The organism is Pseudidiomarina indica (genome assembly GCF_900104245.1).
GTDB lineage: Bacteria > Pseudomonadota > Gammaproteobacteria > Enterobacterales > Alteromonadaceae > Pseudidiomarina > Pseudidiomarina indica.
Genome location: NZ_FMXN01000010.1, coordinates 22,014 through 36,819, shown reverse-complemented (window position 1 = coordinate 36,819; position 14,806 = coordinate 22,014). Strand labels below are relative to the sequence as shown.

The window sequence follows — 14,806 nt, the reverse complement described above, 5'->3', positions numbered from 1 at the left end:
TCACCATGGCACGCTATCTCGTTGGGGACATTCAGGGGTGTGCGCGGCAACTTGAAGCGGCTCTCGCTCAAGTGGCATTCGATCCACAGCAGGATGAACTCTGGTGCGTGGGGGATATCGTTGGCCGCGGGCCAAACTCACTACAATGCTTGCAACTGCTGCGCCAGCTCGGTGCTGCCGTGCGTATCACCCTTGGCAATCATGATTTAAATCTGCTCGCTATCCTTGCTGGGGTGCGGGCGGCCGACCCCAGGGATCGGCTGGATGACATTCTTGCGTTAACAGAATCAGCTCGCAAGGATTGGCTCGATTGGTTGATTCAGCACCCCTTGCTACACCGTGATGACCATTTGGTGATGACCCATGCTGGCATTTACCCAGGGTGGTCGATTGATGACGCAGAACGCTATGCGGAAGAGGCACACCAAGCACTCATCTGCGCCTGGCAACAAGGGCAACTAGCAGAGTTTTTGAGCGCCATGTACGGCAATAAACCCTCTTGCTGGAGCCCTGAATTAGTGGCTAGAGAGCGCTGGCGATTTATGATTAATGCGTTGACTCGGATGCGTTTCTGCGACGCTCAAGGGAACTTGGACTTGCGGGTAAAAACAGCCCCCACAGATCCCACCGTGCCCTCAACCCTGAAGCCGTGGTTTGACTTACGTCCTGAGAGTTCGACAACCATCGTGTTTGGTCACTGGGCAGCCCTTATGGGCGCAACTCAGCGCAAAGATATTATTGGTCTTGATACGGGGTGTGTTTGGGGAGCTTATCTGACGTTAATGCAGTGGCCATCGGGCCACCGCATTACTCAACCGGGTGAGACAACTAGCGCAACGTGATCCGCGCAAACTTACGTTTACCGACTTGGTAAACCGCTTCCGTACCAGCGTGGCACAGCAGTTTTGTGTCCGTTACCTTCTCACCATCAATTTTCACGCCACCCTGCTTAATCATACGCATCGCTTCTGACGTCGAGCTCACTAACTCTGCTTCGCGCAACACATGGCCAATGGGTAGTTCGCCATTTTCGGTCGTTAAGGTGAACTCAGGCATTTCGTCTGGTAAGGCATTTTTACTAAAGCGTTGGATAAAGTCTTGCTCAGCCGTTTCTGCCGCAGCTTCATCATGGAAGCGGGTGATAATTTCCTTCGCTAACAGCACTTTGAAATCACGTGGGTTCGCCCCATCAGCAACCGCTTGCTTGAATTGCTCGATTTCTGCCAGAGGGCGGAAACTCAGTAACTCATAGTAGCGCCACATTAACTCATCAGAAACTGACATCACTTTCCCAAACATTTCATTCGCAGGTTCGGTAATGCCAATGTAGTTGCCTAGGGATTTTGACATTTTTTGCACGCCATCTAAGCCTTCCAATAAAGGCACCATGATGACAGTTTGTGGGCGTTGGCCTTCGTCTTTTTGCAACTCACGACCCATCAGCAAGTTGAAGCGCTGGTCGGTTCCACCTAATTCAATATCGGCTTTTAATGCCACCGAATCCCAACCTTGCACCAAGGGGTATAAGAACTCATGAATGGCAATCGGTTGTTCTGCCGCATAGCGCTTTTTAAAATCATCCCGTTCCAGCATTCGGGCCACGGTTTGACGGGCCGCCAGTTTGATCATGCCAGCAGCACCTAACTCATTCATCCATTCGGAGTTAAAACGAATCACAGTTTTGGCCGGATCAAGAATCTTAAACACTTGGTCCTTGTAGGTTTCTGCGTTCGCTAACACATCGTCGCGAGATAACGGTTTACGCGTGACGTTTTTTCCGGTGGGGTCACCGATCATTCCAGTAAAGTCACCAATCAAAAACACCACTTGATGACCGAGGTCTTGAAATACCCGTAGCTTGTTGATTAATACGGTATGGCCAAGGTGTAAATCGGGGGCAGTTGGATCAAAACCAGCTTTGATAATCAAAGGCTTACCACTTGCCAACTTTTCCTTTAACTCATCGGCTAAAAGAATTTCTTCGGTACCACGTGCGATTTGTTCAAACGCCTCCACCGCTGACACGATCATGTTCTACTTCCCCTTACTGAAATGAAAAAACGCTGTAACCCTTGCATTGTATGTTATTTCAAGAAGTCTTTTAAGCGTAATTATTCGTAAATTGACTGGAAACTCGCCATATTTCGTATTATTCTGCACTCTATAATCTTACTAGAAAAAGAAGATGCGCTAACAATCGGAACGTTATGATGTCAATTCCAACGTCAATTACTCGGTTTATTGCCGCTTTACCTCGTCGGCATCAGGTCTTGCTCAGCCTTGTCTGTGTCTTGATACTACTTGCATTGCTGCTACCTTCCGACCCAGCAACGGCATCCCGTCATGCCGATGCACCAAAAGTGATTGATCAACAAGAATTGATTCTTGGCCAACGCTATCAGCTGCCGTTGCAAGTAAGCTCACCTGCTGAAAATGCCGAGCAATCCAATGAAGCCAGCATTCGTTGGAGTGGCTACGAAGTTCGCAGTGGCGATTCGCTGGCCCGTATTTTCGATCACATGGGGTTCAGCCCCCAGCAGTTGTACCGTGTCACCCAAGATCCACAAGCCGATAAAGTGTTACGAAGAATTCATCCTGGCGATACTCTGCGCTTTGCTCGTGACGAAAACGATGAATTAGTGCAGTTAGCCTACCAGATGAATGCAACCGATACGCTGATTGTCTCGCGCACTGACAATGGATTCGTCAGCGAAATTGAATCCGTTGCCATAGAAATCCGTACCGAAACAGCCCATGCTCGAATCCAAAGCAGCTTTTGGAATGCGGGTATTGACGCGGGGTTAACCGAAGGCCAAATCATGAGTATTGCTGATATCTTCGGTTGGGATATCGACTTTGCCTTGGATTTACGCGAAGGGGATGAATTCAGCGTCCTTTTCGAGAAGCAGTACGCTGAAGGTGAGTTTATCGGCTATGGTCGCATTTTAGCGGCTGAATTCGTCAACCGCGGTGAACACTATCAAGCATTCCGCCATACCAATGACGAGTTTTATAATGCGCAAGGCCGAGCCATGCGTAAATCATTCCTACGCTCGCCGGTGAAGTTTAACTATATTAGTTCCAACTTTAACCCGCGCCGACTGCACCCAGTCACCGGGCAAGTTAGGCCACACAACGGTATTGACTATGCCGCCCCGGTAGGAACGCCCGTCATGGCCTCTGGTGCAGGTAAAGTCATTGCCAGCGCCTACAACAACCTCAACGGTCACTACGTATTTATTCAGCATGGTGAGCGCTATGTCACCAAGTACCTCCACTTGAGCAAGCGTTTGGTCAAGAATGGACAGCGAGTCAAACAAGGTGATTTGATCGGTCGCGTAGGAGCCACAGGCCGCGTTACAGGGCCTCATCTGCACTATGAATTTTTAGTGGATGGCGTGCACCGCAATCCGCGCACTGTTAAATTGCCTCAGGCAGAGTCATTAGTGGCCGATGAGTTACCGGTATTCCGTGCCACCGTTCAAGAACGCCTCGCAGTATTAAACGATAGTAAGCGGCTCTATTTGGCCATGCTCTAATGATGACGCAAGAGTTCTACCTCGGGCTGATGTCCGGCACCAGCATGGATGGCCTTGATGTCGTGCTGGTAGATTTCAGCGGTTCAGCCCCAGAACTCATTGCGCATTCCCATGCTCCGATTCCGACCCCACTAGCACAACGTCTTCACCGATTGTGTCAACCAGCAACCAATGAAATTCACCAGCTGGCCGAGGCGGATCAGCTCTTTGCTGAGTTTTGCGCCACCACCGTACAGCAACTTCTGACCACATGCGCTGTTGAGCCAACGCGTATTCAAGCCATTGGTAGCCATGGGCAAACCATTCGTCATCACCCTGAAGGTCACCCTGCTTATACCATCCAACTTGGGGATCCCAATACCCTTGCGGTACAAACAGGTATTCCAGTGGTGGCTGATTTTCGTCGTAAAGATATGGCCTTAGGAGGCCAAGGAGCACCCTTGGTGCCGGCTTTTCATCAAGCCATGTTTAAGCAACCCGAGGTGCCTCGGGTGATTGTGAATCTCGGTGGCATTGCCAATATTACTTGGCTTCCGGGCAGTGCTGAGCAAGTGTTAGGCTTTGATACCGGGCCTGCGAATACCTTGCTGGATCAGTGGTATCGGCATTGTCACCCGAAGGCAGCAGAAAGCTACGACCGCGATGGGCAGTTTGCCACACAAGGTCAGGTTTGTGAGTCGTTGTTAGCGCAATGGCTGGCGTTTGATTACTTTCATCAAGCCCCTCCCAAAAGTACCGGGCGTGATGATTTTAATCTCGCGTGGCTGCATCAACTCAGCGGTGATCTCAATGCTTATGCCCCCGCCGATATCCAAGCAACCTTGGTCGAATTAACGGCACGCACCGTGATTGATGCAATACAGCGCTGGTTGCCCCAGTTGCCTCACGAAGTCTTTGTGGCTGGCGGAGGGGTTGCTAACCCGGTTTTACAAGCAGCGTTTAAGCGCTTAGCACCGGCGCTCGGCTGGCATTCCACCGATACCCTAGGAGTGGACCCACAACATGTGGAAGCGATGGCATTCGCCTGGCTCGCACGTTGTTTTATGACGCGCCAACCAGGCAACTTGCCTGCAGTGACCGGAGCGAGTCGTCCGGCCATTTTAGGAGGGTTATACCTCCCTTAAGGTTTCCTTAAGGGACTACTGAATTGCAGCGAAAGCATCACGCGATAAGTTTTCGTTATCACCGTTCACGCCAACAACCACACTGTCTTCAATTCGAATACCACCATACGGACGAAGCTCCGCAATTCGGTCCCAATTAAAGTCAGCGTTGCCTGCAAACTCTTCCAAGAGTTGATCGACCACATATAACCCCGGCTCAATGGTAAAGACCTGACCCACTTCAACATCGCGTAGCAAACGTAAAAACGGGTGGCGCTCATTGCGTGAAATCGTCTCACCGGCATCATTCGCCAAGAAACCGCCGACATCATGCACTTGCAAACCAATCAAGTGACCAAGGCCGTGTGGGAAGAAAGCACTGCTATAGCCTTGCTCATAAATACTTTCAGGCGTGCCTTTCACAAACCCGAAGTCGCTCAAAATTTTGGCAATTTTCAGGTGCTGACTCACATGATAATCCAGATAATTCACACCCGGCTTAATCTCGCTAATTAATTGCTGTTGCGCCGTATCCATCGCTTCAATCAATTCTTGGAAGAATCCATTTTCACGGCTATAGGTACGAGTAATGTCGGCGCAATAACCTTGATAAAGGGCACCTGCATCAATCAAAAATGAACGCGCTTCAGCGGGCGCTTGAGTGCCATAGTTATCGTAATGCAACACCGCGCCATTTTCGTTTAATGCCACAATGCTGTTATATGGAACTTGGCTTTCACGGACATTAATCGCGGCTAAATACGCATGGTGAATTTCCAATTCACTTGCGCCAGCAAAAAATGCATCACGAGCCGCCAAATGAGCGGTCGCAGCCAAGCGGTTTGCGTGGCGCATGTTGTCGAGTTCCCAAGCTGTTTTTACCGCTCGGTGATAGTGCAAGTGGTCAATCAGTGCAGCCGGGTTGCGTGCAGCAACCTTCCAGCTGGCGACAGGCTCAGCAAAGTCTTCACCGATAAACGCCGCCTTGCTGAGGCGCTCACCCAACCACGCAGGAATTTTATTGATGTCGTCAATAACGACTAAATCAACATGCTGTTGCCAATCCCCAGCAGGTACTACGGGCGTTGCATGCCAGTAATCACGGGGTTGATACAAAAAGACAACGGGTTGGTGTCCGGGTTGATAGTACAGCGCACTTTGAGGGTTTTCAGTGATGGGAACCCAATACTTAAATAATGGATTGACCCGAAATGGTGCGGCATTATCATCTAGAAATGCGTTGCGCGGTTGCCCCGCGTAAATGAAGACCGCTTCATGGCCAGTTGCTGCTAAGGCAGCATCGAATCTCGCCTGAACGGTCGCGATATGGTCTGAGTATGCGCTCATAAAATACCTCGCTTAGAATGTGTGTCACCATTCTAACCGACGGAGCGCATGATCTCATCCTTAGATGGAGAAACTTGACCCACAACCACAGGTAGTCGTCGCATTTGGATTCTCGACGAAAAAGCGCGCGCCTTGCAAACCTTCTTCATAGTTCACAATGCCGCCTACCAAGTATTGTAGGCTCATGGGGTCAACGACCAAAGTGACGCCATTCTTCTCAATTTCCATGTCACCTGGGTTCGTGTTTTCATCAAAAGTAAACCCATACTGGAATCCTGAACAGCCACCACCGGTCACGTAGACACGTAACTTCAATGCGGGATTTTCTTCCTCAGCAATCAGCGCTTTCACTTTATTAGCTGCAGCGTCTGTGAATTGAATTGGCATGGCCTGTGCGACATCTGACATAGCGTTATGGTACCTCTCGTTTAAACCGCCTCTATTTTCTCTTACCTTACCAAACTGGTCAAGTATTGCCTTGGAGCAGCTGACTCCAGAAAAAACTTCGCGTAAGGGTTTGTCGTGTTCCTGCCACACTCACTTCCACCTCAATACGCTCAGGAAGAAAGTCTGCTGGTAAAATAAAGTCGCCCGCCATCACGGTAAAATAACGCATATTAAATTGGCGATCTTTCGCATCGATATTGGCTAAAGTCAGCAGGTCGAAGCTGGCCAATTGATTGTCTTTGCGGCCATACAAGCGCATTGAAATTTCCCCTTTGGTTAAATTTCGCAAGCGCTCCATTTGCAGTACCGCAATGCGGAAGTGATAGTGATCTTCAGCCAAGTTTTGCTGAATTTCTAGCGAGTCAATGACCACACCACTGGCTTCCATTTCGGGTGCCATAATTTTCTGATAAAACGTCAACTCACGTCGCAAGGCAAAGTTTTCATCTTGGGCCATTAGTAATTCTTGCTGCAACCCTTGGCTGGCCGCGCGTTCAATCCCCAACTCAACCATGGCGATGTGTTGTTGATAGTCGTAGGTTTCGGCCCGCTCATATAAGGCATCGATGGTTTCGCGCTGCTCTTTCACTTGGGTCTGCAACTGCAACACATGCCAGTGACCGCCTAAATAGCCGATTAAAATACCAACAAGAATGGCTAGAGCGATCACCAAGCCGCCACCAAACCGATGGACTAATGCCGCCGTTATGATATTTTGTTTTTCGTTCATGACCGATTGTCGCTATTAAATTTGGTGCCATGCTACGCAGGCTCATCGACTGACGCAACTTTAAATTAGAAAATGGAATAGCCATGATTCTTTGGTTCAAAGCTCTACATATCATTTTTATGGTCGCGTGGTTTGCCGGAATATTTTACCTGCCACGTTTATTCGTTTACCACGCACAAAACCCAACGGGTGAAATCAACGAGCAGTTCCAAATCATGGAGCGTCGCTTATTGTACTTCATTACGCCGTTTGCTGTCTTAACCTTGGTGTTTGGCCTGGCCTTAATGTGGAGCTACGGCAGCGCTTGGATAAAAGCCAGTGCTTGGCTCCATGCCAAACTAGTCATCGTCGCATTGCTCTACGGTTACCATGGCTATTGTTTTAAATTACTCAAGGATTTTAGGAACCAGCAGAACATCCGGAGCCCGTTCTTTTACCGAGTCTTCAATGAAGTTCCAGTGTTCGCACTCTTCGCCATTATTATCTTGGCAGTGGTGAAACCATTTTAAGCCAAAAAACATTCTTTTTATGGCCGTTTTCTGCTAAAGTATTGGCCCAGTGTGTGCAATCACCGCAGGGCCATTCAGCATGAACTTTACCGGTTCTAATATCCTTTCCGTAGAGCAATTCGACCTCGATAGTATCCAAACCGTTTTTCAAACGGCCGACCGTATGCAGCCATACGCCCGCCGCCAAAAACGTACGAAAGTTTTGGATGGAGCTATTTTAGGGAACTTATTTTTTGAACCCTCTACCCGTACTCGAGTGAGTTTTGGAACCGCCTTTAACCTATTGGGCGGAGAGGTTCGTGAAACCACCGGTATGGAGAGTTCCGCACTCGCAAAGGGTGAGTCACTCTATGACACCGCACGGGTATTGAGCAGTTATAGCGATATTATTGCCATGCGCCACCCAAAATCAGGTTCCGTCGCTGAATTTGCAGAAGGCAGTCGGGTTCCTGTCATTAACGGTGGGGATGGTGCCAATGAACACCCCACCCAAGCCCTGCTTGATTTGTATACCATCAAAAAAGAATTGCAGCATCATGGACACGATATTAATGGCATGCATATTTGCATGATTGGTGATTTGAAGTTTGGCCGTACGGTCCATTCACTTTCACGCTTGCTGGCCATGTATAAAAATATCCGGTTTACGCTGATTTCACCGAAAGAATTGGCCATGCCAGATGCCATTATCGACGAGCTGGTGCGCGGCAACCATCAAATTACCATTACTGACCAAGTTGCAGGGTTATTAGACGCCGATATTGTGTACCAAACACGGATTCAACAAGAGCGTTTCACCACCCCACAAGAAGCAGATTTATATCGGGGCAAGTTCCGCTTAAATAGTGAAATTTATACCAAGCACTACAAGCCTAATACCGTGATTATGCACCCATTGCCGCGCGATTCCCGTGCAGAAGCAAATGAGTTGGATAATGATTTAAACCAAAATCCTAATTTGGCCATTTTCCGTCAAGCTGATAATGGTGTCCTGATTCGCATGGCTTTATTTGCACTCACTTTAGGAGTGGCTGATCTCATTGAAAAGTATGAGTGCGACGTCAACTGGTACAGCGAAAAGCGTCACAGTTATTAATCCCTTTTAACGATGATGAGGAAATGAATGTCACGTTCTGATGAGTTATTTAAACAAGCCCAGCAAAGTATTCCTGGGGGCGTCAACTCGCCTGTACGCGCTTTTAATGGCGTTGGCGGTTCACCGGTATTTATTGAGCGTGCCGACGGTGCTTACATGTATGACGCCGATGGTAAACGTTACATCGATTACGTTGGCTCGTGGGGCCCCATGATTTTAGGCCACAACCATCCAGCGATCCGTGAGGCGACCCATCAAGCCGTTGATCGTGGGCTCAGCTTTGGTACGCCAACAGCGAACGAAGTCACCATGGCAGAAAAAATTAAAGCCTTGGTGCCGTCTATTGAGAAAGTTCGCATGGTGAACTCAGGAACGGAAGCCACCATGACCGCTATCCGCTTAGCGCGTGGTTTCACGGGACGAGACAAAATCCTCAAGTTTGAAGGCTGCTACCACGGACACGCCGATGCTTTGCTTGTTAAAGCAGGTTCAGGCGCCCTCACCCTGGGCGTTCCAAACTCACCAGGAATTCCAGAAGACTTCGCTAAACACACATTAACCGTCACCTATAACGACCTCGCGTCAGTCGAACAGGTGTTTACTGAAGTCGGTGATCAAATCGCTGCCATCATCGTTGAACCTGTGGCCGGCAATATGAACTGTATTCCCCCTGTTCCGGGCTTCTTGGAAGGGCTTCGCGAGGTCTGTGACCGCTACGGCAGTGTGTTAATTTTTGACGAGGTCATGACCGGTTTCCGGGTCGCCCGTGGTGGCGCACAAGAGCGTTATCAAATCACTCCAGATTTGACCACTTTAGGGAAAGTGATTGGTGGTGGCATGCCGGTTGGTGCTTTCGGTGGCAAACGTGAAATCATGGATTTCATTGCCCCTATCGGGCCGGTGTACCAAGCAGGCACCTTGTCAGGCAACCCAGTGGCCATGGCTGCTGGATTAGCAGCTTTAACCCAACTCGACGATGAGCAACTCTACCCTGCCTTATACGCCAAGGTGGATAAGCTGGTTGATGGCATGCAACAACGTGCCGATGCAGCAGGAATTCCTTTCACCACGAACCGCGCGGGTTCGATGTTTGGTTTCTTCTTTACTACCGCCAGTGAAGTGACCACCTATGCCCAAGCAACCCAGTGCAATTTAGAACATTTCCGGAAGTTCTATCACAGCATGCTAGAGCAAGGGGTGTACTTAGCACCTTCAGCATTTGAAGCGGGCTTTATGTCAGCCGCTCACACCGACGCCGATATCGACGCAACCTTGGCCGCAGCAGAAGTCGCATTTGCCGCGTTAAAATAACCGCTGCCACCAAGATTTTTCTTCAATATTACCCGAGCACCCCAGGTTCTCGGGTAATTTTTTATGGACCGCAGGAAACAACCGCGCATGCTCACAATGAGTGGGAATGCGAATACCCAACTCCGGATGGAACCCACCGGCGGTGATGGTTGCTGGGGCACTCAATTGCAATGGATGCAACGGCATGGCGGTGAGCACTTGCTGCGCCACCCGTAACGCGCCCCGACTGCCGGTTAAATAAATCGGCTGATTGTCATCGCGCCCCAACCACACCGTGGTGACATGCTGGTGATCATAGGCCACAAACCAGCTATCGCGATAGTCATTGGTGGTGCCACTTTTACCGGCAAGTTTATTCAGCCCAAATGACTCAACCAGCCCCCGGCCGGTACCTTCATTTACCACCCCGCGCAACCCAAAGTTGATTAAAAACCCGGCTGCTTCATCAAACACCCGCTGCCCCGCAACAGGCGGCCGCTGATAAATACCAATGCCCTCATGGTTGGTCACTGCTTGAATACTTTGTAACGGACGGTGCACCCCTTGTTGCGCGAGCATGCTATACACTTCTGTCACCACCAATGGCGACAGCGCCACCGCGCCTAACGTAATAGCTGGCACTTGCGGGATGGGGGAATCCACACCACTTTGCTGCAACACCGCGCTGAGCCGTTCCACTCCAACCTCTAAACCAACTCGCACAGCAGGTAAGTTGCGTGATTGCACCAAGGCATCGTAGGCCAACATCGGGCCGTTGAACTCACGATCATAGTTTTGCGGCTCCCAATCGGGTTGCCCTTGGCGCTGCAGTAGCAAGGGTTCATCGTGTACCATGGAGCCGAGTTCCAAGGTTCCTGGTTGCTGAAATGCCTCTGCATAAATCAGTGGTTTAATCAGTGACCCCACCGGACGTATCGCTGCCACGGCACGGTTAAAGCCAACGCGCCGTGGATTACGGTCACCCACCACGGCAGCAACGCCTGCCTGCTGGTGATTGGCCACCACCACAGCTACTTGCAACTCATTGTCTTGGCTAATTTGCGGTAACTGTTGTTGCACCGCTTGTTCGGCAGCCAACTGCGCCGCCGGATCAAAATAGGTGAAAATTCTTAGCCCTTCATACTGCCAGTCATCGGGCAAACGCAATTGCCCCAACTCGTATTTCACCAGTTCCATATAGTGCGGTAAGTTAGCGGTTACCAACCGCCCAGAACCCGGTGGAATAATCGGTTGGTTCACACTACGGACATAATCGGCTTGGCTGATTAAATGATCATTGAACATCAGCTGGAGAATTAAATCTCGCCGTTGCTGCGCACGTTCAGGATAACGCCGCGGGTCGTAATAGGAGGGCCCTTTAATTACCCCCACTAACAACGCAATGTCCGCAGGGTCGAGTTCTTCCACTTGTTTGCCAAAATACAGGCGGCTGGCAAGGCCAATGCCATGCACCGCAGAGCCGTGATCTTGACCAAAATAAACTTCGTTCAAGTAGGTTTCTAGAATTTCGTTTTTGCTAAAGCGGTAGTCCAGCACCAACGCCATCAAGGCCTCGTTCGCTTTCCGCCACAGCGTACGCTCGCGAGTCAGATATAAGTTTTTGACCAACTGTTGTGTCAGCGTACTCCCCCCTTGCACGGTTCGCATTGCCACAATATTGGCGACCGCAGCACGCGCAATGGAAGTAAAAGAAATGCCCCAGTGATGATAAAAATCCCGATCTTCAACCAATAGAAGAGTTTCGATGAGTAAGCTTGGGACCCGTTCTAACCCCACCAACAACCGATTTTCTTCACTCCCCCCGGCCAACCGACCAATGTAGGGAGGCTCTAGTTGTACGCGTTCCAAGGAACGGCTGTTGGGTAAGCTTTGCAGCGACTGGATTCGTTCTCCGGCAAAATTCACTTGGAAGCGCTGGGCCATTTGCGGCCCATCTGCAAAATCAAAGGGGCGACGATAAATTTCAAGCCCATACTGGGTCAATCGATATTGCCCGGTATCCGTTACCTGCTGCGTCTGTTCATAATTTAACCGCTGCAACTCAGCTATCACCTCGGTTCGCGTGATCGGTGCTTGCGGCGCTAAGGTTAAGCTACGACCATACACTAATGCAGGGGCCTCATGGCGTTCAGTGCTAAAACGCTGCGTTAAACTAGCATCTAAATAAATGAGATAACCCAGCAGAATCACTGCCCCCACCACGGCAAGCTTTAAGCCCAACACCACCAATCGACGCAACCAGGATGTGGATTGCTGCGGGCGTTTTTTCTTTCGGGTCATTGTCGTTGTCTCTTCACTTTAATCGTTGCTTCTGCTTGCAGAGGATCATCAGGCCACGGATGTTTGGGATACCGTCCTTTCATTTCTTTTTGTACTGCCGGATAGGCGGTTTGCCAAAAGCTAGCTAAATCAGCGGTGCGTTGCAACAACCGACCTGCTGGGGAAAGTAAATCTAAGGTAAGATTTATTTTACCCGCGCAAACGCTAGGAGTAACAGGAGTTCCAAATAACTCTTGTAACTTGGCTGCCACAATGGGCGGTTGATGGGTGTAATCAATCTTCAACGTGCGTCCACTTGGCACCTGATAGGATGTCGGACACGCCGACTCAAATTCCTGTAATTGCTGATAGGTCAAGCGTGCCTGCAGCGCCGTCAACGGGTCCCACGTTTGCAGTTGTACAAGGCTATCAATGTGTTGCCAATAAGGCGCCGCCCAATCAGCCAATTGATCAATCAGCTCTGGTAAGGCAAACGACGGCCAATCCGCAGGCGCCAGCACTTGCTCAAATAACGCCATGCGCGCCAGCCATTGCTGGGTAAACGGGGGTAATTGCAATGCCTGCCAGCCGTGTTGCTGCAATTGCTCTTGCAAATAACGAGTCAGCGCACGCGCTCGGGTGGCATCGTCAATCGCGTCAGTATGCTGCCGCTCCCGCACCACAATGGCACCGATGCGTTCCTCTGCCACGGCTCGCAAACGTTGTTGCGGGCCGTGCCAACGTACTTGCAACTGTTGCTCGCGAGGCACTGCGGGGTGCTCTAAATCGGCCTCACTAAGTGACCACGCCAGCTGAATGACAGCATCCCGATGGTGCTCTGAAAGCATCATATCCAGTACCAACAACCAAGGCTCCCGAGCTCTTAAATCGCTCTCATGGAACATGGCACCCGCACCGTTACTCAATAAATAACGGTCGGTGGCACCTCGTCGCTGCGCAATGCGATCACCACACCCCCACAATAATACCGACGTGATCAACGCGTCATTGGGTTCGGTTTGCGGCTGAATACCTAGCTGTTGCCGCCAATGTCGATAGCGTCGCTGCATGGGTTCAGTCAATTGGCGCGGTGCCAGCGGAAAATGCTGAGGGGCTACTTGGTATTCCAATTGTGCAACCAACCACGCTGCCGTTGCTGCGTGCTGTGGCGACTCCTGTTGTGCGTGAATCAGGATGGTTGCCCAACGCGGGTCCGTCCCTAACGCTGCAATTTGTCGCCCTAAAGATGACAAGCCACCCGCCACCCCATAGCAGCCGAGTTGCTCCAGCAGCTGCTCCGCTTGTTCCAAGTAACCAGAATTAGGAGGCGTCAAAAATTGGAGCTGACTTGGAGGGGCACCCCAGCGTAAACATTCCAACAGAAATCCGGTTAAATCCGCTGTCTCGATTTCAGCAGGTTGGTACTGCCGCATGCCGTGCTCGTCTGCTTTCCCCCAAAGTTTAAAACATTGGCCGGGGCGCAGGCGACCCGCACGCCCCGCACGCTGAGTGGCGGAGGCTAAACTGATACGACGGGTCACCAACTTGGTCACCCCATGTTGCGGATAAAATAACGCCTGCCGCTCACGCCCGCTATCAACCACCACGTCAATGCCGGCAATGGTCATACTGGTTTCCGCAATGTTGGTCGCTATCACCAAACGGCGCTGATGTTGCGTCTCCAGCTTTAGCGCGCGCCGCTGGGTTGCCAACGGCACCTGGCGATGCAATGGCATCACATCCCAACCCGGCGTTCCCGCAAAACGCTCAGACAAAATCTCGATTTCCCGACGCCCTGGCACAAAGACCAACACTCCGTGTTCAGCTACCTGCATGGCTTCTTGAATTACCGCAGGGATTGCAGCCAGCCACGACTGAGTTGCTGTGGGAGGGCGATAATGAACCTCAATGGGATACTGTCGGCCAGCTGTTTTAAGGACGTGAGCAGTGCCTAACCAAGCCGCAATCGTATCGGCGGGCAACGTAGCTGACATCACGAGCAGGGCTAAATCATCACGTAACCCAGCACACTCTAAAGCCATGGCTAACCCTAAGTCGGTAGCCAAGTGGCGTTCATGAAACTCATCAAAAATAACGCAGCCGACCTGTGCTAATTCCGGATCGCGTTGAATGTATTGCGTGAACATGCCTTCGGTGAGGATCAGGAGGCGTGTTCGTGCGGAAAACTTGGCCTCGCCACGAATATGGTAGCCGACCGTTTCACCAACAGCCTCACCCAATTGTTCGGCCAAATATTGCGCAATGGAAAGCGCCGCGATTCGACGCGGCTGGAGTAAGTAGATTTGCCGTTCCGCAAACTGCGGTGCGTGTAATAATGCTAACGGCAGCGCGGTTGACTTACCGGCGCCTGGAGGTGCTTCTAACACCACAGGCGCACTCGGTAGTAACCGCAAAACATCATCAATCAGCGCGGTAACTGGAAGCGCCTGTGGTGTCGCCATGAA

12 protein-coding genes are annotated in these 14,806 nt (G+C 50.7%); 6 read left to right on the top strand and 6 right to left on the bottom strand.

The features are described 5' to 3' along the window. Positions 1-5: 5 nt before the first annotated feature. A complete protein-coding gene (locus BLP64_RS08480; RefSeq protein WP_092593634.1) occupies positions 6-842 on the top strand; it encodes a symmetrical bis(5'-nucleosyl)-tetraphosphatase in 837 nt (278 codons plus the stop codon). On the opposite strand, the gene tyrS is transcribed toward BLP64_RS08480, so the two are convergent. Beyond that, positions 829-2,031: a tyrosine--tRNA ligase gene (gene tyrS, locus BLP64_RS08475; protein ID WP_092593633.1), complete on the bottom strand. Its 1,203-nt coding sequence runs from the start codon at positions 2,029-2,031 to the stop codon at positions 829-831. The genes BLP64_RS08480 and tyrS overlap by 14 nt on opposite strands. Positions 2,032-2,207: 176 nt before the next feature. Here tyrS and BLP64_RS08470 point away from each other — a divergent pair, with 176 nt between their 5' ends. Both BLP64_RS08470 and BLP64_RS08465 read left to right on the top strand, forming a co-directional pair. Beyond that, positions 2,208-3,539, top strand: coding sequence for a peptidoglycan DD-metalloendopeptidase family protein (locus BLP64_RS08470; RefSeq protein ID WP_324615350.1), 1,332 nt, complete (start codon positions 2,208-2,210; stop codon positions 3,537-3,539). Between the two features lie 2 nt (positions 3,540-3,541). Continuing rightward, the gene (locus BLP64_RS08465; protein ID WP_092593680.1) at positions 3,542-4,663 is read left to right on the top strand and encodes an anhydro-N-acetylmuramic acid kinase; all 1,122 of its coding nucleotides are present in this window, start codon (positions 3,542-3,544) and stop codon (positions 4,661-4,663) included. Positions 4,664-4,678: 15 nt separating this feature from the next. Here the strand turns inward: BLP64_RS08465 and pepQ are convergent, their stop codons facing one another. Genes pepQ through BLP64_RS08450 form a run of 3 tightly spaced genes read right to left on the bottom strand, consistent with a single transcriptional unit; the run spans position 4,679 to position 7,166 of the window. Further along, positions 4,679-5,989 (bottom strand): Xaa-Pro dipeptidase, encoded by a 1,311-nt coding sequence (gene pepQ, locus BLP64_RS08460; protein ID WP_092593631.1) that lies wholly within the window; start codon positions 5,987-5,989, stop codon positions 4,679-4,681. 60 nt (positions 5,990-6,049) lie between these two features. Then, complete coding sequence (erpA, locus tag BLP64_RS08455) at positions 6,050-6,397, bottom strand: iron-sulfur cluster insertion protein ErpA (protein WP_092593630.1); 348 nt, start codon at positions 6,395-6,397, stop codon at positions 6,050-6,052. A gap of 58 nt (positions 6,398-6,455) precedes the next feature. Next, positions 6,456-7,166, bottom strand: coding sequence for a DUF6776 family protein (locus tag BLP64_RS08450; protein WP_092593629.1), 711 nt, complete (start codon positions 7,164-7,166; stop codon positions 6,456-6,458). An 83-nt stretch (positions 7,167-7,249) separates the two neighbouring features. Here BLP64_RS08450 and hemJ point away from each other — a divergent pair, with 83 nt between their 5' ends. From hemJ to hemL, 3 genes are all read left to right on the top strand, one after another. Next, a complete protein-coding gene (gene hemJ / locus BLP64_RS08445) occupies positions 7,250-7,675 on the top strand; it encodes a protoporphyrinogen oxidase HemJ (protein ID WP_407681268.1) in 426 nt (141 codons plus the stop codon). A gap of 79 nt (positions 7,676-7,754) precedes the next feature. After that, positions 7,755-8,771 carry an aspartate carbamoyltransferase gene (locus tag BLP64_RS08440; RefSeq protein ID WP_092593679.1) on the top strand — a complete coding sequence of 339 codons (1,017 nt, stop codon included), beginning with the start codon at positions 7,755-7,757 and terminating at the stop codon, positions 8,769-8,771. A 27-nt stretch (positions 8,772-8,798) separates the two neighbouring features. Beyond that, positions 8,799-10,082, top strand: coding sequence for a glutamate-1-semialdehyde 2,1-aminomutase (hemL, locus tag BLP64_RS08435; protein WP_092593627.1), 1,284 nt, complete (start codon positions 8,799-8,801; stop codon positions 10,080-10,082). Here hemL and mrcB read toward each other — a convergent pair. Together mrcB and hrpB are read right to left on the bottom strand one after the other, a co-directional pair. Then, positions 10,074-12,362, bottom strand: coding sequence for a penicillin-binding protein 1B (gene mrcB, locus BLP64_RS08430; RefSeq protein ID WP_092593626.1), 2,289 nt, complete (start codon positions 12,360-12,362; stop codon positions 10,074-10,076). The two genes, hemL and mrcB, sit on opposite strands and share 9 nt — an antisense overlap. Then, on the bottom strand, positions 12,359-14,803 hold the full coding sequence (gene hrpB, locus BLP64_RS08425) for an ATP-dependent helicase HrpB (RefSeq protein ID WP_092593625.1): 2,445 nt from the start codon (positions 14,801-14,803) through the stop codon (positions 12,359-12,361). The genes mrcB and hrpB overlap by 4 nt, the downstream gene beginning before the upstream one ends. Between the last annotated feature and the right edge of the window lie 3 nt (positions 14,804-14,806).

Coding starts and splice junctions, on each gene's coding strand:
- BLP64_RS08480 (WP_092593634.1), top strand. CDS start 6: ATGGCACGCTATCTCGTTGGGGACATTCAGGGGTGTGCGCGGCAACTT.
- tyrS (WP_092593633.1), bottom strand. CDS start 2,031: ATGATCGTGTCAGCGGTGGAGGCGTTTGAACAAATCGCACGTGGTACC.
- BLP64_RS08470 (WP_324615350.1), top strand. CDS start 2,208: ATGATGTCAATTCCAACGTCAATTACTCGGTTTATTGCCGCTTTACCT.
- BLP64_RS08465 (WP_092593680.1), top strand. CDS start 3,542: ATGACGCAAGAGTTCTACCTCGGGCTGATGTCCGGCACCAGCATGGAT.
- pepQ (WP_092593631.1), bottom strand. CDS start 5,989: ATGAGCGCATACTCAGACCATATCGCGACCGTTCAGGCGAGATTCGAT.
- erpA (WP_092593630.1), bottom strand. CDS start 6,397: ATGTCAGATGTCGCACAGGCCATGCCAATTCAATTCACAGACGCTGCA.
- BLP64_RS08450 (WP_092593629.1), bottom strand. CDS start 7,166: ATGAACGAAAAACAAAATATCATAACGGCGGCATTAGTCCATCGGTTT.
- hemJ (WP_407681268.1), top strand. CDS start 7,250: ATGATTCTTTGGTTCAAAGCTCTACATATCATTTTTATGGTCGCGTGG.
- BLP64_RS08440 (WP_092593679.1), top strand. CDS start 7,755: ATGAACTTTACCGGTTCTAATATCCTTTCCGTAGAGCAATTCGACCTC.
- hemL (WP_092593627.1), top strand. CDS start 8,799: ATGTCACGTTCTGATGAGTTATTTAAACAAGCCCAGCAAAGTATTCCT.
- mrcB (WP_092593626.1), bottom strand. CDS start 12,362: ATGACCCGAAAGAAAAAACGCCCGCAGCAATCCACATCCTGGTTGCGT.
- hrpB (WP_092593625.1), bottom strand. CDS start 14,803: ATGGCGACACCACAGGCGCTTCCAGTTACCGCGCTGATTGATGATGTT.